Annotated in this window: 16 protein-coding genes and 1 pseudogene; 1 reads left to right on the top strand and 16 read right to left on the bottom strand. The window is 42.0% G+C overall.

Features of this window, described 5'->3' with window-relative positions:
• Positions 1-89 precede the first annotated feature (89 nt).
• The 7 genes from essA to JI665_RS27300 all read right to left on the bottom strand — a co-directional run bounded on the left by essA (position 90) and on the right by JI665_RS27300 (position 11,354).
• A complete protein-coding gene (gene essA / locus JI665_RS27330) occupies positions 90-569 on the bottom strand; it encodes a type VII secretion protein EssA (RefSeq protein WP_206845981.1) in 480 nt (159 codons plus the stop codon).
• On the bottom strand, positions 559-3,405 hold the full coding sequence (esaA, locus tag JI665_RS27325) for a type VII secretion protein EsaA (protein ID WP_206845979.1): 2,847 nt from the start codon (positions 3,403-3,405) through the stop codon (positions 559-561). The genes essA and esaA overlap by 11 nt, the downstream gene beginning before the upstream one ends.
• Positions 3,402-7,874 carry a type VII secretion protein EssC gene (gene essC / locus JI665_RS27320; protein ID WP_206845977.1) on the bottom strand — a complete coding sequence of 1,491 codons (4,473 nt, stop codon included), beginning with the start codon at positions 7,872-7,874 and terminating at the stop codon, positions 3,402-3,404. Before essC ends, esaA begins: the two co-directional genes overlap by 4 nt.
• 20 nt (positions 7,875-7,894) lie before the next feature.
• Positions 7,895-9,238, bottom strand: a complete 1,344-nt coding sequence (essB, locus tag JI665_RS27315) for a type VII secretion protein EssB (protein ID WP_206845975.1) — start codon at positions 9,236-9,238, stop codon at positions 7,895-7,897.
• Positions 9,239-9,252: 14 nt separating this feature from the next.
• Positions 9,253-9,492, bottom strand: coding sequence for an EsaB/YukD family protein (locus JI665_RS27310; protein ID WP_206845967.1), 240 nt, complete (start codon positions 9,490-9,492; stop codon positions 9,253-9,255).
• 79 nt (positions 9,493-9,571) lie between these two features.
• Positions 9,572-9,865 carry a WXG100 family type VII secretion target gene (locus JI665_RS27305; protein ID WP_009336200.1) on the bottom strand — a complete coding sequence of 98 codons (294 nt, stop codon included), beginning with the start codon at positions 9,863-9,865 and terminating at the stop codon, positions 9,572-9,574.
• A 490-nt stretch (positions 9,866-10,355) separates the two neighbouring features.
• Positions 10,356-11,354 carry an ABC transporter substrate-binding protein gene (locus tag JI665_RS27300; RefSeq protein WP_206845962.1) on the bottom strand — a complete coding sequence of 333 codons (999 nt, stop codon included), beginning with the start codon at positions 11,352-11,354 and terminating at the stop codon, positions 10,356-10,358.
• Positions 11,355-11,530: 176 nt separating this feature from the next.
• Here JI665_RS27300 and JI665_RS27295 point away from each other — a divergent pair, with 176 nt between their 5' ends.
• Entirely contained in the window at positions 11,531-12,154 is a 624-nt protein-coding gene (locus JI665_RS27295) for a DUF421 domain-containing protein (protein WP_206845959.1), read from the top strand.
• Positions 12,155-12,198: 44 nt separating this feature from the next.
• On the opposite strand, the gene JI665_RS27290 is transcribed toward JI665_RS27295, so the two are convergent.
• From JI665_RS27290 to JI665_RS27245, 9 genes and pseudogenes are all read right to left on the bottom strand, one after another.
• On the bottom strand, positions 12,199-13,389 hold the full coding sequence (locus JI665_RS27290) for a M14 family zinc carboxypeptidase (RefSeq protein WP_206845956.1): 1,191 nt from the start codon (positions 13,387-13,389) through the stop codon (positions 12,199-12,201).
• Between the two features lie 185 nt (positions 13,390-13,574).
• Complete coding sequence (locus JI665_RS29080) at positions 13,575-15,155, bottom strand: glycine betaine ABC transporter substrate-binding protein (RefSeq protein ID WP_206845952.1); 1,581 nt, start codon at positions 15,153-15,155, stop codon at positions 13,575-13,577.
• A gap of 18 nt (positions 15,156-15,173) precedes the next feature.
• Positions 15,174-16,295 carry an ABC transporter ATP-binding protein gene (locus JI665_RS27280; protein WP_206845949.1) on the bottom strand — a complete coding sequence of 374 codons (1,122 nt, stop codon included), beginning with the start codon at positions 16,293-16,295 and terminating at the stop codon, positions 15,174-15,176.
• A 334-nt stretch (positions 16,296-16,629) separates the two neighbouring features.
• Positions 16,630-16,830 carry a hypothetical protein gene (locus JI665_RS27275; protein WP_206845947.1) on the bottom strand — a complete coding sequence of 67 codons (201 nt, stop codon included), beginning with the start codon at positions 16,828-16,830 and terminating at the stop codon, positions 16,630-16,632.
• 162 nt (positions 16,831-16,992) lie between these two features.
• Positions 16,993-17,442: an SMI1/KNR4 family protein gene (locus JI665_RS27270; RefSeq protein WP_206845945.1), complete on the bottom strand. Its 450-nt coding sequence runs from the start codon at positions 17,440-17,442 to the stop codon at positions 16,993-16,995.
• Positions 17,442-17,886, bottom strand: a pseudogene (locus tag JI665_RS27265) (hypothetical protein); the annotation flags it as partial. The pseudogene JI665_RS27265 and the gene JI665_RS27270, both read right to left, overlap by 1 nt.
• A gap of 400 nt (positions 17,887-18,286) precedes the next feature.
• Complete coding sequence (locus JI665_RS27260) at positions 18,287-18,796, bottom strand: T7SS effector LXG polymorphic toxin (protein WP_312886316.1); 510 nt, start codon at positions 18,794-18,796, stop codon at positions 18,287-18,289.
• Between the two features lie 91 nt (positions 18,797-18,887).
• Positions 18,888-19,355: a DUF600 domain-containing protein gene (locus tag JI665_RS27255; protein WP_206845943.1), complete on the bottom strand. Its 468-nt coding sequence runs from the start codon at positions 19,353-19,355 to the stop codon at positions 18,888-18,890.
• 10 nt (positions 19,356-19,365) lie between these two features.
• The gene (locus JI665_RS27245; protein WP_280516138.1) at positions 19,366-21,180 is read right to left on the bottom strand and encodes a T7SS effector LXG polymorphic toxin; all 1,815 of its coding nucleotides are present in this window, start codon (positions 21,178-21,180) and stop codon (positions 19,366-19,368) included.
• Between the last annotated feature and the right edge of the window lie 76 nt (positions 21,181-21,256).

The raw sequence follows: 21,256 nt of genomic DNA, 5'->3' as shown, positions 1-21,256 counted from the left end.
AGCCAGTTTTTTTGAGGGGAGTTTGCTGAAGAATTTGGTTGCAGTATTTATGTACATGTCTCCAAACCGGAGACATGTACGGGAATTATTTAATTGTCAGCCTGCCTCGCCATCCTCGGTATGAGGAATCCCATAATCACACCTATGGCAATGACGAGCAGAATAATATAAAGAAAGATTAATTTGTTATCTTGTTCAGCGGGAGTTTGATCCTCCGCCTTCAAAAAGCTTTCCTGTTTAGAATCGGAAAAAAGCTGAAGCTGGTCTGCTTTTGCGGTGATGGTATTATTAGCGGTTTCACCGCCATCAAAAAGCTGCTCCTTCACTTCCTTTAAAGGATCCAGGTTCTTTTTTGTAAAAGTAAGATCCTTTTGTTCTTCGGGGATCTCTTTCTTATTTTCATAGAGCGATTTTTCATGCAAGTAATCGGTGTTCTCTTTGAATTCCTTTTTTTCATAGGTATTCGGAGTTAAGTTATTAAAGTCAGGGGCCGCCCCAGCGGATTGGCCAGCTATCAGCCAAAACGCCGGGATCAACGCCAGGACTTGAAGGTATTTATTAAGCTTCATAAGCCTGATCCTCATCCCTCTTTGTACGCAGGTCTTTTATCGACCGGACTGCAAATGGAATGATGGCAAGGAAGGCTATGATGCCAAGCAGTATGAGAATAGCCGGAACAAACAGTGATTGCGAATCATACTGGATGGACATATATACCTTGGACATTGGATCTTCATAGTTAATATTTGGTGCTGTAAGAGCCAGGAACGGACTAATGAAGAAGGCAATGAGACCAACACTCAAAATCCATCCTGTCAGATTGCCAATCTTGAACCCTGCCAGCACAATGGCTGAAGCTGCAGTCAGCAGCAATATGGTAAATATCGTCCACTCAATAGCCCGATCCTGTTCCATTGAGTAAATATTAAGGCCGAATATGCTGATTATCAGACCAACAATAAGATTCAGCAGCACAAACATGGAAGCATGGACAAGCATCGGCGCATTTTTGAAATAATGGCTGAAGTATCCGATCATTAAGCTGCTGAGCAGGACAATGGCCAATACAACAACAGGCGGCAGCTTGCTTTCCTCTTTCTTTGCAGCAGTTTCTCCGCTGATTTGAAGCGGATTGGATAATTGCTCGTATACCGGGCCATTCTTTTGGCCATTCACATAGGTATTACCAAGAAGATTGTAAATATCATCCCGGAACATCTGAGTCGTCTCTACGTTCGAGCCCCACTTGGAATTCAGTGTATCTGCATCCTGCTGGACACTCTGCACCTTTTGCTCAAGCTCGTTTGTATATGACACGATATTGCTCTGGTTTTCTCCGATGGAACCAACAAGATCATTAATCATCAGCATTCTTTGGCTGATTCCTTCCTGTTTAACCATGACGGAAGTTCCGTCGATGCCATCGACAGGCATTGAAGTATTGGATGATGATAACAACTGAATATTATCCATGACAGCCATTGCACTTTCCTGCAGTGCAGATAAGTCTGATGTAATAGCAGTCTGCTGCTCTTCAATTTTCTGACTATACTCGTCAAAGAATGCAGTAAACTGATTATCCAAACCTGTAAGCTGTTCCTCTGAATTAGGGATGGAAGAATTCAATTGATCCCAAACCATTTGTTCATCCTCGCCCACTTTTACAATTGGGTTCAATTTTTCTATAAATGTTTGAAGTTTCTCAGGATTATAGTTAATGGAAGACTCTATCGTGCCTTCAAATCTTCCGAGAGCAGAATAATATTCCATCATTTTTGATGGGATTGCATAGATAATTGGCTGGTTAAACACTTCTGTTAACTTCGCTTTGCTGGAACTATCCAGATTCATTTCGAGAATTTTATTTTCTTTCTGATCGATTAAGCCGATTAAAGATGAAAAGTTACCTGAATTACTCAGCTGCTCAATCAAATTTTTGTTTTCTGCAACAAGCTTATTATAGTCTTCAACCAATTTCCCATTCTGAGCAGTTAAGGTTTCATTGGCAGCCCTTAGCTCATCCACCACTTTCTGCAGAGGATTTTCTGCTGAGTCATTCGCAGAAAGCTTTTGTTCCACATTAAGCAAACGCTGAGACAGCTTCGGCAGGCTTGCAGCAGCAGCGGCTGCTTGCTCCGGAGTTCCTTCAATAGTTTCTAGTGAAGACTTTATTGCGTTCATTTCACTGGCAATGGACTGTAATTCTGCCCGCTCAGCTTCAAGGCCGGGAACTGAAGGAATAGCTGTATCCGTATTTGTATTAGCAGCCTGTTTTTCTGTATAGCTTTTGTTTGAAGCTGCTGATGCTGTTCCTGGATTACCGGCAGAAGTGCCTTTTGACAACTCCTGCTTCAAGGAAGCTATGTTTGACTCAACCTGGCTAAGGGTCTCTCTCTCTTGGTTCATAAGATAATTGATTAATTCTTCTCTCTGCCGATCCACTTGTGCAGTACGGATATTCGAGAGGCTGCTGAACGTCTCACTGTTTTCCTTAAGCTGAGCTTCCACTGAATCAATAGTATTCGAGAGCTGCTCGCCGCCCTCATTCAGCGCGGTTAGCGATTCAGCGTACTGTGGATCATGTTTTCCAGTCAGTGCTTGGATATTTAGTACATTTTCATCCTGCAGTTTTTGGAGTGTCTCCTGCTGAACATCCTGATATTCCTGGTACTGCTCTACATATTGAACAAAACCAGCAAGATTTTCTTCAAATTGGGTAAGATTGCTTTCACCCTCTGAAGTAGTTTCCGCAGTAGTCTTCACTGTCGACTGAATGCTCTCCAGCATATTGCGCTGCTGTTCGATTTCCGCTGCCAGGTTCTTGGAACTGGGCTTATAGAAAGCGAGCATGGCATTCTGGAAGTCTATTTCTTTTTGTAAAATGGTATCGAACTGGGATTTCACATTTTCAAGGTCCTGGGATACATAGGTCCAATACAAGGTTGAAATCTTTCCATTAACACGGTTGGTGGCAGTCTGGATCTCACGCAGAACCTTTTCCCGGTTCAGTGAGTTCAGCTGGTTCTGTACCGTATATTCAAAGTTTGCTTTTTCAGGCTGCTGGCTTTCATAGGACATGATGTTCTTTGAAAAGTTGGAAGGAATATAAACGACTGCGTCATACTTGGTATTTCTCAAGCCATTCTCTGCAGCACTTCTGCCGATGACGGTCCACTCATACTGTGAGCCGTCCTGGAGAATCGATGTAATTTCCTCTCCAAAATCAAGTGACTTCTCTTCCTTGTCAGCGCCTGTATCTTCATTAACAACAGCTATGGTTCTTGTGGCATTCTCCCTGACTAGCAGAGGATTATCGCCAATGGAGCCAAAAAAGATGGCTGGCGCGGCGATAATCAGAAGCATCACCAAAACCATTTTCACGATGTATTTTGTTTTGGCTGTCATGCTAAGACCTTCCTTTCAGTGGCACATAAAGGAATTTGAATTTTTAATTCCTTTCCATTTATAACGTAATAACCATATCCCGGCTGGATCTCTGCCTCTTTCCGGTCGTATGGAAGGGTAAACAGCGTCTGCTCTGATTTTTTCATCAGAACGATCGCCTGGCGGATCTGTTTAATTTCTGCTGTTAAGGAATCGTATCCTTTTGTCAATTCATTATTGCTGCCTGTAACGATGACACTGAAGCCGAGATGGCTGCCGTTTTTCATCAGCCTTGCCATTCTTTCCTGCAGGCTGTTATCCAATGTCTGCGCAAAACGGGAGTATCCATCCACAGCCAGTACGATTGGCGAAAACTCTATATCAGTCTTGCCATGCTGGATTGCGTTAAGATAATCTTTTTCCCTGACGGATAATTGTTCTTCCACCTGTGCTGCCCAATCGCTGATCTGTTCCTTTGTCTCGATATAAACCGACTTTTCCTCACTGACATAGGATGACAATCCTCTGTCAAAGGAATCGAAAATACCGACGGACTCTGCACCCTGAACAAGCATGTGATTGATCATGAGCTTAAGAACATTTGTCTTTCCTTTTTGGGCCTGCCCCAGGATGATGCAATGTTTCGTTTTATTGAAGTTCGCATAAACAGGTTTTACAGATTCCTCATCAAGGCCAACAGGCACAAGTCCCGGCTGAGTCACTCCTGTAGTGTAGCGGGTAAAGTTAATCGTATTAAGCTCTGCCGGAAGCATCGGCACCTCTTCAGGCTGCCTGCAGTCCTTGTATTTCTCTTTCAGCTCCAGGATGTCTTCCCGGATAGCTTCTATAATCTCAAAATCATCCTTGCCATCTGCCGGCAGGAATACCTGTGAGAAATACGCCTCTTCCATTTTAATTATGGCTCTTCCCGGAATAGGTTCAGGTGCGAACGGAACTCTTCCCAGTACGGAGTATGCCTCGCTGCTGTCCATCAAATAATGGACTACCTTCGTTTTGAGATTGTTCATAAGCGACTGTCTGATCGAATTGATGCGTGTCGCAGCAAAAATCATATAAATGCCTAGTGACTGTCCATCTCTGGCAATCTGATTGATTTGCGTTTCAAGCTCCTGCATCTCTTCTTTTACTAAATCAAAGTTATCAAATGTGATATATACAAGCGGCAGTTTTTCGCTGCTCATCGAATTGTACATCTTAATTCCGCTGACTTCCTGCTGCTGAAACAATAGCTTCCTGCGGGCAATTTCATCCTTGATCAGATTCATGAACTTTTCAATCTTGCGTTCTTCATCCATCAGGAAGAAGTCGGCCGTATGCGGCAGCTGTCTTAGCGGAAGAAGTGAGCCATTGCCAAAATCAAAAATATAATAATGAGCTTCTTCAGGAGTCCGCTTTTCGGCAATGCTAAGAAGCATTGTCATAATCGTATGGGATTTTCCATAACCGGAGGATCCAAATACCCCCACATTACCATCCTCTATGATCTGATAGCTCAATGGATACTGGCTCTGCTTCTCAGGCTCATCCACCATCCCTAAATGAATCTCATGATTTTCTTCAGCGCAGTGGAGCTTCCTGCTTAAACGCCCTTCAAGAGGCGGAAGCCACGGACTTCTAAGCTTTTTAATGCCCATCGAAGACTGTGTTGCTTCAATTTCCTCCACCACTGCTTCAATTTCTGTTTTTTCGCCTTTTTTCTTTCCTTGGCGGGAATTAACATCCGATAATGGCACAAGCCCCAGGTCGGTTACGATTGCAATTTCATCCTCTGTCTCGGAGGTGTCGTCCAAATAAGGCGCCCCGCTCCATGCAGATTGGAAGAGTTCATAGACTTCATTATTGCCGACTTGCAGGTAGCCGCGTCCGGTTACGGTAATAGCTGCTGCATCTCCGTTTTTGATGATCTCCCGGCTGTCATCTGTGTCCTGAACCTTTAAAGCTACTCGGAAACGGGCATTGCTCCAGATCTGTTCATCTATGACACCGCCTGGCTTTTGGGTTGCCAGAATTAAATGCACCCCCAGGCTTCGCCCAATTCGTGCAGCACTGACAAGCTCCCTGATGAATTCCGGCTCTTCGCTTTTCAGCTCTGCAAACTCATCGGAGATTAAAAACAAATGCGGAAGCGGTTCCTTTGCCATCTTGTTTTTATAAAGGTCTGTGTAATCATTGATGTGATTCACCTGGTATTGATCAAAAAGCCTCTGCCGTCTTTTCAATTCACTTTTGATTGAGGCAAGCGCTCTTGAACTGAAGTTTTTGCTCCCTTCGATATTCGTAATCGTTCCAAGAAGATGCGGCATGTTCTTAAACGGCTGGGCCATTCCTCCGCCTTTGTAGTCAATCAGCAGGAATGCGACTTCATGGGGATGGAAGTGAACAGCAAGTGAAAGAATATAGGTCTGCAGGAATTCACTCTTACCCGATCCGGTTGTCCCAGCGAGCAGTCCGTGCGGGCCGTGCGCCTTTTCATGAAGGTTCAAAAGCGAAAGATCTTCCTTTCCCTTTAATCCAATTGGTACTGCCAATGATCTGGAAGACTCTTTTGTTAGCCAATTCTGCTTGATTGGAAGTTTTCCCACTTCCTTTACTTTCATCATTTCCAGGAACGAAACGCTATTAGGAATGGAATTGGTCATTCCAACCTGATGATCAAGCGTTCTTAACAGACGGGAAAATTCCTCATTTCCCTTCTTCTGATGAGCATCAAGCCTAAATGGGATGCTCACGGCTCTTTTGTCCTGAATCAGAATGTCTCCTTCTTCCTGATTGACATACCTGACAAGTGTTTGAATATTATCATGCAGGCTTTCCTTTGAATCGGCAGCAAAAATAACGGAGATCCCCATATTGGAGTGGTCGCCCTCCAAATATTCCAGAATCACATGATCTGCAATCAGCTGCTGATTGGCAATGATAAACACCAGATGCGGAGAATACACCTGCTTTTCCTTATTTTCATCCAAATCCCTTTCCCGCAGGATTTCATAAATGGAAGATAACAGCTGATCCCTCGTTTGTTCGCTATATATCAGCCCTTTTGCATGTGCATGCGGCATCTGGAAATGCGGAAGCCATTTCAGCCATTCCCATTTCTTATATTCCTTTTCATTAAAAATAAATACAAACCGCACATCATGGTAGCTGTGGAAAAACGCCAGCTGTCCAATGATCTGGTGTATCTCATTCTTAACAACTGACTCTTTTCCGATCAGCCCGATTGGCCCCTTTGCAAGGTCAGCCACCACAGGCACATTTCTAACTTCTTTATAAACTTTTTCCATCTGCTGTGACTGTTCAAGCAGGTCATCAATTTCACGATTGGCCATATCCCCTGAGCTGACCTTAACTTCATAGCTCGCAGGCACATTGCCTGTTCCAAGCCTGAACTGCAGAAAATCAAAACTCTCAAGGGGCCTCTCCCAAATCCGGTCGGAAATATGGCCCGTGAAATATTTCATTTTCTCAAAAGAAGGAAAGTGGAATTCCAGAACATGCTTCTGCTTGTCAGACAGTGCCTGCAGCTCTTTCCGCTTCTCTTCCAGGTAGGCAGTATACACGCGATGTCTGCGCTCTTTCCGCTTCTTTTGATTGCTCTTATCCTTAAAGTATTGAACGGTAGATGTGACTAACGTGGTCATGAACATGACCATTGAAATTATAATAAATATTCCTCTTGGCTGAATCAACGCCACTATGCCCATCACAATCAGCATAATCAGCGGCGGCATAATGATCATCCATAACCCCCGATTGGAATCATCAGGCTCCTGTGACGGAAAGGATAGAGAAACCTTTTCATCCGGCATCTCATAAATCATTCTTGGCGTTCTGCGATAGAGCGGATATTTCTTTGCCATCTCTGATTGCGGCCTGATGGTAATCGGAAGCTTAGATTCATAGCTTTCAATGCTGTCAACCTGGAAGAGGTCCTCTTCCAGTATTCGAATAGACATAAATGGGAAGAATAGCACATCTCCGATTTCAAGGGAAATTCTCTCTTCGGCTCTTTTTCCGTTTACATAAAGCTGTCCTGACTGTGGTTCTGCCCTCCAGCCGTTATCTGTCTTAATGAGTTCGAAGGAATGGCCGGCATCTATTAAAATGCCGTTCTTTTTATAAATCGCTGCATCTGGATTCTCAGAGGAAAATTTTATTTCCTTTTGAAAGCCAGAAAAGTAGGTCTGGCTATTCATATTTTCAGAGGTTACGATTATCGTCAGGGTCTTCCCATCATCATTTAGCTGGAAGGGTTCCCCGTCATTTAGCTTTCCGAGAACTGACTCATTTTGCCTTACTTCATAGATGCTGTCTTGCCTTTCTATTGACACAGTCCCTTTTGTGAAAGGGAAATCCCTTATTGTCACCAGCTGTTCCAGCTTTGGGCCGATGGTGATCTTGCCGCTTTTCTCAAATGGCATAGACAGCTGCTGGCAGTAATCGCTGTAAAACAACCATAACTGTTCCATCTCTCCACCTCCTGCCTATCTTAATTTGGTTTTGTCTTTGCTGCCTCTTCCTTCTTTTCGGCTGGCTTTTCAGCAGAAGTTTCAGCTGCCTTTGAATCTGCAGGCTTTTGCTCTTCTGCAGCCTTTTGTTCAGACTCCTCTTTTACAGCCTGTTCATTGGCCTTGTTGTTCTCCTGCTCTTCCTGCAGCCTTTGTTCCTCTTCTTCCTGAGCTTTCTGATCCTCTATATATTCATCAATTTCAGCTTGGATTTCGTCAATTTTCTGCTGTTTTTCATCGGGTTCAAGGCTACCATCTGCTTTGACAACTTCACGGTATTTTAGCAATGCAAATAGGATTAAGTCTCTATCTTCAAGATCCCGGGAGATATCGAGAGCTTCCTTGGCATCTCCCCTTCCAATATGAATCCAATAATGATAGTAAAGAGGATCCGTCTGCAGGGTGATGGTATTCTGAACATTCTCTTTCTGGTCTTCTGTCAATGCTTCATTTATTATGTAAGACTGGGCAAGTTCGTATTGCACCACTCGCGGCATCTGATCAATATCATAATTGGATAACTCAGAAACAACTTCACTATATTGGCTTTTCAAGAAGTGTTCCTGGCTATTAATAAATGCTGCCTGTTTAGGCTGTGTAAAGATCAGGGAATATAGACTGAAAGCAAGGAAAGGCAATAAAGCAATCAGCAGTCCCCAAGCAGAATACCGTGTGGCTTTCCATTTTTTCTGCGGAACCTTAACGTATTCCTTATCTTTCTTTTCAAGCATTTCAATATTTGTCCGGATGACTTCTGACAATTCATTATCATCCTTGGCTTTGATCACACTCGCCGCTGCAGGCGACAGTTCAATGGTTTCATGGAGTCTAAGATAGTCGCGGAAGGAATGCTTTCCATCTACAGCAGCTGCAATGGTTGCTTTCAATTCCATCCAGAGTTTTTCCTGATTGGCTTCATAAGGCGGAAGGCTTTCTTTTACACCATAATGAAGCAAATGCGGCGAAAGGCTTTCATCAGCCACTATATTTTCCGGACAAACAATAGGATGCAGCCTGGAATACGGATGACTTTTCACAAGCTTGAGGAGTTGTGAAGAGAAGATCCATCTGCTTCTTTGGTCTTTCTTTTTTAATTTGGAAAAGGTTAAATAATTTGAGGGAATTTGCAGGACGAGGCGCAGTTCATCCTCTGTTAAATGGACATCCCTTTTTATAGCTGAATCCATTGCTTTGAGCAATTCCAATTCCGCAGCAGCATCAGCTTTTATTTTCTCTCTTTGAAAAAGAATGGTAAGGGATTGATGATCTGTTTCGACAACCGCTTCAAGCTGCTCTTCAAGGTAGTTTTGACTCTTTTCTGACATTTTTTAATGCTCCTTTATAAAATTTCGAAACGGTCCCCAGTGGTAATCCCCTTTTCTGCCAGCTTATCGTTTCCTGACAGAATTATTTGCTTGTTAGAAATTCTGACCCAATAGCCTTCCCGGGGCGGCTGAGGAATCGACTTAGCTTGCCAAACAATATCTACTACTTTTTTAACAGAGTGATAGTTAGATAGACGGAGATCAAAAGGTTCAACTTCATAATTTTTCAGATCGATTGTTAATACTATGTACATTTTCAACACCCCATAAAAAAAGAGCGCTTTTCATCTGATGAATGTAGCGCTCCTTCTCCACTTATTGATTCAGATGAAATTAACCGCGGATTTGTCCAGCAATCTGGTTATCAGCATCTTCAAGAGCTCTTGCAGTATTATTAAGCTGAACAGAGATATCCTCTAATAATTGCTGCATTTGAACAAATGAAGGTCTTAAAGATTGGTATTGTTCAGCAAACGCTCTGCTTGCTTCCCCTTCCCATGCACCTTCCAGTTCACGAATCATATTATCCAAACGGACAATCTGATCCCCAACCTGGCTGCTTTCTCCATTATAACGGTTAGACATGCCTACTAATTCTGCTGGTGTAACGCGAATAACTCCTGACATTCAAATCTCTCCTTTTCAATAGGTTACTATTATTGTAAAAATACACAATTAAAAGGTCAATTACTTACTTGCAAAAAATAACAAAACAGTTATTTATACCCACTAATACCCAATTTTGTGATAATTAAACCAAAATTGGTATTTTTTTCATAGATTTTTTCTATTTTTTTGTTATTCACTCATTTTTAAATTCAAAATTTCTACCTTTTTATTACTATCATGGCAGTCAAGACTCGTCAAATCGCTTTTGCAGCCGTGTCGAATTATGTCTGTGGTTTTATTCCTATTAATCTATAAACCCTCAATTGTATTTTATAGGCGAAATTACCCTGTTGTTTATATTTAAATTAAACTTTGTTGAGCCCTTTTTTTTCTAAAATCATCCTTCCGGCTTGCGTAGTTCTTTTGGATCATTTTCAAGAAAAAATTTCCGGTTTCTTTTAAGCAAAAAAAAGATACAGCTGAATCGCTGTATCTCTTAACTAGCTATTTACTCCCCAACCACCTTAGCATCTTTCAGCATGTCCTCTGTCAACGTAACTCCCTGTTCCTCAGCTGCTTTTTTGTTAATCACCAGCTCAAGACTTTCCGGGTAGCCAACAGGAATCTCTCCAGGATTTTTGCCTTCAAGGATATCAACAGCCATTTGGCCAGTAGAGTATCCAAGATCATGATACTCAAAACCATAGGAAGCAAATCCGCCCCGTTTAACCGAATCGCTTTCTCCAACAAATGCTGGAATGTCTTTTTCATTCGCTACGTTCAGCACAGATTCAAGGGCAGATACAACTGTATTATCCTTAGGAATATAAAACACATCAGCACGGCCCACTAAGGATTCTGCAGCCTGCTTTACCTCTGAGCTTGTTGAAATAGTGGTTTCAACCGCTTCAAGGCCTGCCGCCTCGATGGCTTCTTTCGCATGCTTTACATTAACAACTGAGTTTGGTTCCCCGTCATTGTAGATGATTCCGACCTTTTTGGCATCCGGAACAAATGTTTTAATGGAGTCAATTGTATTTTTGATGGCATCCGGATGTGTATCAGATGTACCCGTTGCATTCCCGCCTGGCTTTTCCATGCTTTCCACAAGCTCAGCTCCCACAGGATCGGTGATGGCTGTAAAAAGGATCGGAATATCCTTCGTGGATTGCACAACGGATTGTGCACTCGCAGTAGCAATCGCGAGGATCAAATCATTCTTGTCCGCAACCAGGTTCTGGGCGATGGACATATTATTGTTCATATCCCCCTGGGCGTTCTGGAAGTCGATTTTTAGATTTTTTCCTTCTTCATAGCCTGCATCTTTCAGTGCGGCAATAAATCCCTCTCTCGCAGAATCCAATGATGGATGCTCAACTATTTGCGTGATACCGATTTTTACGGTTTTCTTTTCTGACGCTTCCCCGCTGGTTTCCTCATTTCCTGAGCCACAGGCAGCCAGCATTAATAAAGCGCTGCTTGCTAGGACGGCTAACATCTTCTTCATCACAAATTCCCCCCGACAATTATGTAGTTATTAAAATTTTTATAATATTTTGATATTAACACGTTTAATAAGTACGTAACAATAGCTAATCCCACTTTTGTTAGATAAATTGACAATAGCAGTTTTAGAGGGCTCTAATTGCGAAAGACTATAATAAAAAATAGGGAGGGATAGGAGTGGAATTCGATTGGATCTGGAACTCAATCCTTGTCGTTATCGGGGGCACGCTGTTATTAAGAATCGCAGGCCGAAAGTCTATTTCACAGATGACGTTAGCTCAGGTAGTAATCATGATTGGCATTGGTTCATTATTAATTGAACCGGTTTCAGGGGAAAGCATTTGGACTACTCTTGCTGTAGGACTCCTCCTTGTCCTTACCTTAATTATCATGGAATATGCACAAATGAAATCAGACAAATTCGAGAGGTTTATCACTGGGCAATCCAAAATTATTATAGAAGATGGAAAATTAAATGAACAGAATCTGAGAAAACTCCGGTTTACAGTCGACCAGCTTGAAATGAAGCTGCGTCAGCATAATGTTGCAGTTATCAGCGATGTAAGGTGGGCAACCCTGGAGCCAAACGGACAAGTGGGCTATGAATTAAAAGAAGAAGCCCAGCCTGTAACGAAAAAGGAATTCCTTCAGCTGCAGGCTGATGTCCAGCAGCTGATTCATTTACTCGAACCTGCTTTTGCCAAGGGCTTCTCTGTCCATATGGTTCCCGAAAACGAAGAGGATATTTTTACAGAAGTGGCAGAAGAAACGACTGATAGTGTACCAGATCATCTGCAGTAAGAATGAAGCTGATTCCCATTGGGAATCAGCTTCTATTGACTCAATTAACGAATTGGCACTCTGTTAGGAATTTCATTATATTCATCCGGATTCAAATCATACACACTGCCATCTGCCACCCCATTGATAATCCCCATGACACCTGTTTCTACTGTCTTAACCAGCTGACCTTTCATCTTTTGCCCATAGTTATGCGTCTGCCCTTTTACCTCAAATAGGACAACCCCGCTTCCATTCAAGGCAAAGGAGCCCAGGGCAGTACCCGGCAAGTCTAAGTCCTGGTCATATAAAGAAATATTGGTAAACACTGAATTTCCTTTTTCCTGAAGTGTATCATAAAGAGCAACGTTTAACTGGCGTGAGAAATCAAAACGATAATTCTCCGCATATTGGCTATATTTTGCACCCTCCGCGGAATTTGGATCCGGAACAAAGTCTGCTGAAATGGACATTGTTACATCTTCATCTGTTCCTTCAATCTTATAGAAATTTTGGTGATGAAGATCTAAAAAGACTTCAACATTACCAAATTCCTCTTGAAGACTCTTATAAACATCCCGGACTGTTTGTGATTCAGGCGTAATATACCAGCCTGGAGTGCTTGAATTGCCAGGGAAGTCCTCCGCCTTCGGAATATAGTTCAAGTCAGGGTTAAAGTCACGGTTTACATCGAATCCTGGTGCTGCAGAATAGTCATTCCCCTGAAGGCTGCGTGTGTAATAATTCCAGGTGGGCTGTGCATTATGTAATTGAGGAAATTGTTCCTGAACCTCTTCCCAGGTCATTATATTGCCGCGCCTGTCCAATTCGGAACCATCGGCATTCATCATCGGGATTGCCACAATCGTTAATTCTTCTCTAATCCTTTTCGCATCTGCTGATTGACTTGATCCTAAATATTGAAGACTATTCAGCAATGCGACTGTACCGGTCTTTTCATTGCCATGAATTTCGCTCTGTACTAGTACCACCTTATCTCCATGGCCCACTCGTGCTGTAAAGATATCTCTCCCCTCATTCGTTTTTCCCGCAGATTCAACCTGAACCAGGCCGTTCGATGATTTTTCAATTTGGCTTAACTTTTTCTTTAATTCTTCATAATCTACAAAACCATTAATTGATACATTTTCTTCTGTCACAGGCTTTGCGCCTTCAGCAAAGCTTACTTGAGGTACAAGAATCGAAGCTGCCAGTGCTGCTGAACTAAGTACTTTCCATAATGACTTTTTCTTCATGTTTAAGCCTCCCCTGATCTATTAATTCGATATCCGAATTATTTCTATCATGCCTTTTCAGCAGGAGGATGTAAATCTGCTAAAAGAATTAATATTCTGAATAATAAATATCCTACATTTTCCTTATTTGATAAGACTTTCATCATACTAAAAAGGACTGCAAAATAATCACAGTCCTTTTCGAATCAGTCAATTAATCCTTCTTCTTTCAGGAAATCAACCGCCACATCTTCATATTGCTCTTTATCAATATCTACTCTTGCATTGAGTTCCTGCATTTTTTCATTATCAATTTTTCCTGCAAGCATCTTCAATGCTTCTTCAATTTCAGGATGTTCTTTCAGCGTATCAGCCCTGATAACTGGGGTTGCATAATAAGGCGGGAAGAATCCTTTATCATCCTCGAGTACCTGCAGGTTGAATGCCGGTATGCGGCCATCAGTGGAAAAAGCATCAATGACATCCACTTCTCCATTTTTGATGGCACTGTACATAATGCCAGAGTCCATGGCCTGTGTTTCGCCAAATTCGAACCCATAAGTATTGACAAGGCCCGGATATCCATCGGGACGCTCAAGAAATTCCGGCTCTGAACCAAGAGACAGCTCAGATGATTTCTTGCCTAAATCTGAGATTGTTTTAACACCCCAGTTTTCAGCATCTTCTTTACGAATGGTCAGAGTATACGTGTTATTAAACCCAAATGGTTCAAGCCAGACCAAATCATAATCATCCTTAAAGCGCTCTTTTACAATGTCATACACCTTGTCAGGATCGCTGATCATTTCTTCTTTTAGAATGCTCAGCAAGGCCGTTCCCGTATATTCCATATACAAATCATAATTTCCGTTATTAACTCCTTCAAATGCAGGTGCAGTACCGCCTAGGAAGGACTCATATTTCACATTAAGATCAGTATGCTCCTCAATCAGATGGCCCATGATGTAAACCATGATTTCCTGCTCTGTGAAGTTTTTGCCGGTAATAGTAATCGTATCTTTGCCGCCAGACGTTTCACCCAGCTGGGCAGCAAAAGCAGAAAGAGGGAGAATTAGAATTAATGCGGTCACCACCCACTTTCTCCAGCGGCTCACAGTTTGATTTGTTTTCTGCCCTTGTTTAAGCCCTTGCGGAGTCACGTCAGTCTCCAGCAGCTTCAATAAATAATCAAAAATAATCGCCAGCAGCGCAGATGGGATCGCCCCTGCGAGGATCAGGCCCGTATTATAGGTCTGCAGCCCGCGGAAGATTAGATCTCCCAGACCGCCAGCCCCAATGAGGCCCGCAATCGTAGCAACACCGATAATTAATACAGTCGCCGTACGAATTCCGCCCATGATGACACTGAGGGACAGTGGGAGCTCCACCATCCAAAGGACCTGGCGATTCGTCATTCCCATTCCAACCCCTGCATTGATGGCAGACTTTTCAACACCAGTAATACCTAAATATGTATTTCGAAGAATGGGCAATAAGCCATAAACGGTTAAAGCAATAATGGCAGGAACTTGTCCTGTTCCGATGAATGGCACGAGAAATACAAGTAGTGCGAGACTTGGAATCGTCTGAAAAACTCCTGCAATCCCAATAATTGAATCCGCAATTTTTCGATGCCTCGTTAAATAAATGCCCAAAGGAACAGATATTAAAATGGCAATGGCAATCGAAATAAGCGAAAGATACATATGCTCTAAGATTAAGCTCCATATTGTTGGCCATCGGTTTACAAAAACGTCAGCCGTGCTGCTGATTAAGTTAAGAATCATCAACACCCCCTATCCTGATTACTCGATGATTTCGTCAGCCATATATTCTACTAGACTTGATCGGGTCACAATACCCAAAAGCTTTTTGTGTTCATCCATGACCGGAACAAAGCCATATACAGATTCGTTCACCAGCTGAAAGGCTTTTTCCGCAGGATCATTTTGCTGAAGTGTCACAACGTTTGAATCCATAATGTCTTTAAGCATCAATTCTTCGTCCTTGTAATTTTTCTGGACATCCCAGACAGTTGCGATTCCCTGAAAAACATATTGATTATCCACAACCACAAGACTGTTAACCCGTTTGCTTCGCATCAGCTTCAGGGATTCAGCCAGCCTGCGGTTCCCGCCGGCTGTTACAGCCGGAACCATTAATTTGGTTAGCTTAGGTAATGAGATATTATCATTTTCCTGCAGCCGGTCTTCTCCAATAAAACTCCGGACGAATTCGTTGGCCGGCCTGCGGATGATGTTTTCAGGCGTATCCAGCTGCACGACTTCTCCGTCCTTCATGATACAGATGCGGTCAGCGATTTTAAGCGCCTCATCCATGTCATGGGTTACAAATACAATCGTTTTTTGGATGTCCCGCTGAAGACGGACTAATTCATCCTGAAGCTGCTCCCGGCTGATTGGATCCAGCGCACTGAACGGTTCATCCATTAAAATGATCTTCGGCTCTGCTGCCAGTGCCCTGATAACACCGATCCTCTGCTGCTGCCCGCCGCTCAGCTCTGAAGGATAGCGGTTACCAAAGACCTCCGGATCCAGCCCTACCATATGCATCAGCTCATCCACTTTATCTATGTATTCTTCCTTCTTCCATTTCATCAGCCTTGGAACAAGAGAAACATTTTCTTTTATCGTCATATGCGGCAGCAGCCCTATTTGCTGGATCACATAACCGATCGTCCGGCGGAGCTTGACTGGATCTTCTTTTGAAATATCTTTTCCTTCAATAGTGATTGTGCCTTTTGTCGGCTCAATAAGACGGTTGATCATCCTCATTGTTGTGGTTTTTCCAGATCCGCTGGGTCCAATCAGAACCAGCAGTTCTCCTTCTTCCACTTTAAAGGTAATATCCTTAAGAGCATGAAACCCATCCTGAAAGATTTTGTTAACTTCTTTAAACTCAATCAACTTTTCAGCACCTCCTATACATCATATAATATACAAAATATGGAACACCCTGTCCGCAGACACGTTTTTCAGGATAACATAGGCTGCTTAAGCATGCAAAAATCGATAAATTAGTTATCCCACTATAATTCCATAATATTCATATTTAACCCTAATCTTCTTTCTTCAAACCAAAAAGGTTCTTCACCTTTAAAGAAAAACTCTTTATTAATTACTATCTTTAATTAATGTGGAGATTTATGCTGCCTTAAGCCTTTTTCTCTGCAATATGACTCTGGTGCTTTCAGGCATGAAAAAAGGGAAGCATTTCTTAAAGAGCTCCCCCTGATAGCTATTAATAAGGATATCCAAATCCCGGTCCACAGCAAGGCCGCGGGTAATAATAAGGCGGCGGTGGAGGATACCAATAATATGGACGCGGGTAGAATAAGGCGGTGCCCAATAGACCTCCTGCTAACCCTCCTAAAAAGGGCAGACCAAAGAATCCAAAAAAACGCTGATCCTGCGGCTGGTAAGGACCTCTGTAAGGGTACATCCGTTCATACCTCCATTTCCTCTATATATATGCCTACATTATTGTATATGCGTGGAAACGGGTTTGGCTTGGGCAAATTCACTACATTTGGCGGGGGAAAGTTAGGGGCATATTAAAAGAAAAACCTTCAAAGGCATTTAGCCAATCAAGGTGTCCGTTTTATTATGTTTTTTCATCAACTAGTAACTCCAAGTAATATTTATCATTTTCTTCAATTTTTCTTAAAAATTCTTCAAGAGAAGTCGCAATTTGAATATCATAATAGTAAACCGGACTGCTTTTCTTTTCATTCAATTCAATTGACATTAAAGCTGATTCACTACCTTCAAAAAATATTAGTTTGTTATTTTCAAATTCATCATAGATTTCTATGTCAGGATAAAACTCAAAATCGTTAACTCTTAATCGAAAATCTCTTACGGAATAAGGATCCATAATACGATTTATATTAAACTCTGAACCTTTAATAAACCCGTAGCCAACCTCTATGTGAAAATTAACTAACTCCTTAGGAAATTTTAAATCGAGTTCCTTCTCAACATCTTTTATTTCATTTTCAGTTACTCGATAAATACTATTTTCTTGATTTGCTTTCATAGATTCGTAGCCCATTATTTTTTACCTCCTTTAAATAGCGAATTTGCTGGTGAACCTGTTCCATGAATACCAGCTTGATGCTCATTTGGGAATTTTGCAGGATGCATATTCCACCATTCATGTTCTCCTCCAAATGTATTCTCAATTATATGATGAGCATCATACTTATCTCCTTTTTTCCTAATTATTTTACCTGTTTTTTCTGAATAACATTTTCATTATACACAGGCCACTTTTGCCTGTATTTTTTTCCCACTCTTTGATTACTTTATTTTTTACTTTATCAAATTCTGCCCTATGCTTAGCCTGTTCTATTGGTGACATTTTTTTTTATTCTTTATTTCTTAAGGCTTCCTTCAACTTCTCTATTTGGTTTTTAGGTAACTCTCTGCCTGTTTGTCCTTCTATATCTCTAATATATTTTTTTATTGTATCAGAATCTATCTTATTACCCGTACCCTTACCAGCCTTCCTCCCCGGCAAGACCACATTACCCTTTTCCTCTTTCAATATCCTGACAAGCGCATCAAAGTCGGCCTTATTGATGCTTTTCCGTATGACCTTGGTACCTTGTTTTCGGACAACAGCTGCGAGCGACAGGTATTCGAGTATTTCAAGCGGGGTTCCGTCGGCAATGGAGGCAAGTTCCCGCACTCCCCCCACTCGGTCTTCTGGAATGGAATCGACGAATTCGTAGGCTGTTCCTTTTTCGCCATTGAATTCCCGGACAATCCGTCCGTCTTCATAAAGATGGAACTTGCCGCCCTGGTTCTGACTGCCGATGCCATGCTCATCTATGACTTTAACAGTCAGGAGCTCTCGTCCGCTCAAAGAGGTGAATTCCTCTGGGCTAATTTCATTACTGTTCATCTCTGCTAAAAGCTTTCAAGGCTCTTAACTTATAGTGGATGGTCTTTCTTTCATATGTGCTCTGCCAGATAGCCCAAAGGGAATAAGCACCAGGCGGCAGAATCTGACCCAGGCCAGTTTCGCCCAGTTCTTTAAAGAATTCCGGAGAGCGCATAGAATTTCCTGCTTTATGCCTGATGCCTTGTAAAAGCTCTCCATAGATGGGGCTGGAGTGAAGCTGCTTGACGGAATAGCCGGAAATGCTGAGATTTCCACTTTGAAAGAGGCTGGAAATTTTAGCGATGTATGTCTGCATCAGATGAAGATCCTGCTCAATTGGATCAAGTGCCAGTGTTTGCTGGCTGTCAAAGGTCATAAGATCATCAACCGTATTTCTCCGGTGAAGTTCCGCTCTCCTTACATGTGCCGAAAACTCCCCATCCTGCAGGTGGGGGAGACTGACAATATCAGAAACTTTCTGCATCACCGCATTGGTCTCATCTGTTAGGCTATTGGTGATAGATTCTGTTTTTACCAGGCCCTGTGCCGCTTCTTAATATGTTAAAAGCATAAAAAACCTTGAAAGGCATTAAGCCATTCAAGGTCAGATTTTATAAATCAGTTTTTTTCATTTCTTCGAACCATAAATCAAAGATATCATCAGGCAATAGTTCATCATCATTCGTATAAACTAAATCATATCTATATTTTCCTTTTAAACTATTTTGTTTTACATTGTAATATAACTTCATCTCTGTAGGCATTTCTTTATTGAAGTCTTCACATTTCTTATGGATTAGCTTTAAATTTTGATTACCAATTTTTAATGCTGCCTTCTGTCTTTCTCTCGAAACATCGTAAATTTGATATTGCTGACTGTCTAACTCTTTTATAGCATCATTTAGTTGATGTTTATGGACAATCTTTCCGTTAATTCTATAGAAAAAATCAAAAACATACATTTCGGGTTCATATGAACAATAAATAAAGATTTCATCTGCTTTATTTTCGACATACTCTAAACAAATAGCCACCATGTCTGTTTGTATTTCTGAAAAATAATCCTCAAATAACTTCACATAATCACCTCTAGTTATCTATACTTATGAACCTTATGCGACCATCAATTTCATATTCTATATCAAAGCCGCTCGGTCTTAAACTATTTCCTTCGTAATTAATTTTAACATTAACTGAAACATCTTTTCCTTCTTCTATTGCTTTAGCCCATTGATTCTCTAATTTTTTATATTTACTCAAATTAACACTACTTGATTGAGACACAAGATTATCTAAATCTGGAGATCCTCCAAATCTATCTGCTGCTAAGTGCCCTGCATGGTCTCCGGGTTCTTTTCCGGGTGTATTAGACTTATGCGGTAATCTATTATCACGTTCTGTTAATTTTAAATCACCCGCATTAAACTCGGTCAGTCTTCCTGATTCATCTGTTTTATATAGGTAATCATATTCGCCTGCTTGATATTTAATATTAGGTTTTAATTTTCCACCTTTAAGTATATGACTACCATCTCTAATAATATCATCTATAGCCTCACTAGTTACCTTAACATCTTTACCCTTACCAGCCTTCTTCCCCGGCAAGACCACATGGCCCTTTTCCTCTTTCAATATCCTTACAAGCGCATCAAAGTCGGCCCTATTGATGCTTTTCCGTATGATCTTGGTTCCTTGCTTTCGGACAACAGCCGCGAGCGACAGGTATTCGAGTATTTCAAGCGGGGTTCCGTCAGCTATGGAGTCCAATTCCCGTACTCCTCCCACGCGGTCTTCTGGAATGGAGTCGACGAATTCGTAGACTGTTCCTTTTTCCCCATAGAATTTCCTGACGATCCGGCCGTCCTCATACAGATGAAACTTTCCGCCCTGATTCTGGCTGCCGATGCCATGCTCATCTATAACATCAACAGTCAGGATCTCTCTGCCGCTCAGGGTGGCGATTTCCTCCGGGCTGATTTCGTTACTGTTTAGCTCTGCAAAAGCTTTCAATGCTCTTAACTGATAGTGGATGGTCTTTCTTTCGTAGGTACTCTGCCAGATAGCCCAGATGGAATAAGCACCAGGCGGCAGAATCTGACCCAGGGCCGTTACGCCGAGTTCTTTAAAGAATTCCGGAGAACGCCTGGAATTTCCTGCTTTATGCCTGATCCCTTCTAAAAGCTCTCCATAGATTGGACTGGAGTGAAGCTGCTTGACGGAATATCCGGAAATGCTAAGATTTCCACTCTGAAAGAGGCTGGAAATTCCATCGATGTATGTCTTCATCAGATGAAGATCCTGCTCAATTGGATCAAGAGCCAGTGTTTGCTGGCTGTCAAAGGTCATAAGATGATCAACCGTATTTCTCCGGTGAAGTTCCGCTCTCCTTACATGTGCCGAAAACTCCCCATCCTGCAGGTGAGGGAGACTGACAATATCAGAAACTTTCTGTAATACCGCATTGGTCTCTTCCGTTAGGCTATTAGTGATAAATTCTGTTTTCACCAGGCCCTGTGCCGCTTCTCCATCCAAAAAGTTCTGACGGATGAATCCATTGCTTGCCGGCTCGAGCATCTGAAGGGAAGAAGCTATTCTTTTTAAAGTATTTTGATAGTCTGCAAGAAAACCTTCAAAAAATAAGAGAAAAGGAGAATGACATTCCTGGAAGAAAGCCTGAATAGCGGCTGCTCCCTCTCCCCGAAAGGAGTCCTCAAGCGAGGTAATACCTTCTACATCACGCGCAATGTTTCTTATCTGCTCTTCTAAGGAGTGCAGACTGGGTTGAAGCTCCTTCAATCGGCTATGCAACTCACTCGTATCTAATACCTTCAGTATAAATCGCCTCCTGCCATTCGACAACTGGAATAGAGGCGCTTCAGAGAGCTCCTCACTAGAATTTTCCATAATCTATACTTTACACTAAAAATTAGAGTAATTTTATTACGAATAGGATTATTTTTACACTTTTGTATAAAACAGT

Source organism: Bacillus sp. NTK034, assembly GCF_017303275.1.
In the GTDB taxonomy this organism is placed as follows: domain Bacteria; phylum Bacillota; class Bacilli; order Bacillales; family Cytobacillaceae; genus Cytobacillus.
This window is presented reverse-complemented; position numbering and strand designations above follow the sequence as displayed.

Coding starts and splice junctions, on each gene's coding strand:
- essA (WP_206845981.1), bottom strand. CDS start 569: ATGAAGCTTAATAAATACCTTCAAGTCCTGGCGTTGATCCCGGCGTTT.
- esaA (WP_206845979.1), bottom strand. CDS start 3,405: ATGACAGCCAAAACAAAATACATCGTGAAAATGGTTTTGGTGATGCTT.
- essC (WP_206845977.1), bottom strand. CDS start 7,874: ATGGAACAGTTATGGTTGTTTTACAGCGATTACTGCCAGCAGCTGTCT.
- essB (WP_206845975.1), bottom strand. CDS start 9,238: ATGTCAGAAAAGAGTCAAAACTACCTTGAAGAGCAGCTTGAAGCGGTT.
- JI665_RS27310 (WP_206845967.1), bottom strand. CDS start 9,492: ATGTACATAGTATTAACAATCGATCTGAAAAATTATGAAGTTGAACCT.
- JI665_RS27305 (WP_009336200.1), bottom strand. CDS start 9,865: ATGTCAGGAGTTATTCGCGTTACACCAGCAGAATTAGTAGGCATGTCT.
- JI665_RS27300 (WP_206845962.1), bottom strand. CDS start 11,354: ATGAAGAAGATGTTAGCCGTCCTAGCAAGCAGCGCTTTATTAATGCTG.
- JI665_RS27290 (WP_206845956.1), bottom strand. CDS start 13,389: ATGAAGAAAAAGTCATTATGGAAAGTACTTAGTTCAGCAGCACTGGCA.
- JI665_RS29080 (WP_206845952.1), bottom strand. CDS start 15,155: ATGATTCTTAACTTAATCAGCAGCACGGCTGACGTTTTTGTAAACCGA.
- JI665_RS27275 (WP_206845947.1), bottom strand. CDS start 16,830: ATGTACCCTTACAGAGGTCCTTACCAGCCGCAGGATCAGCGTTTTTTT.
- JI665_RS27270 (WP_206845945.1), bottom strand. CDS start 17,442: ATGGGCTACGAATCTATGAAAGCAAATCAAGAAAATAGTATTTATCGA.
- JI665_RS27245 (WP_280516138.1), bottom strand. CDS start 21,180: ATGGAAAATTCTAGTGAGGAGCTCTCTGAAGCGCCTCTATTCCAGTTG.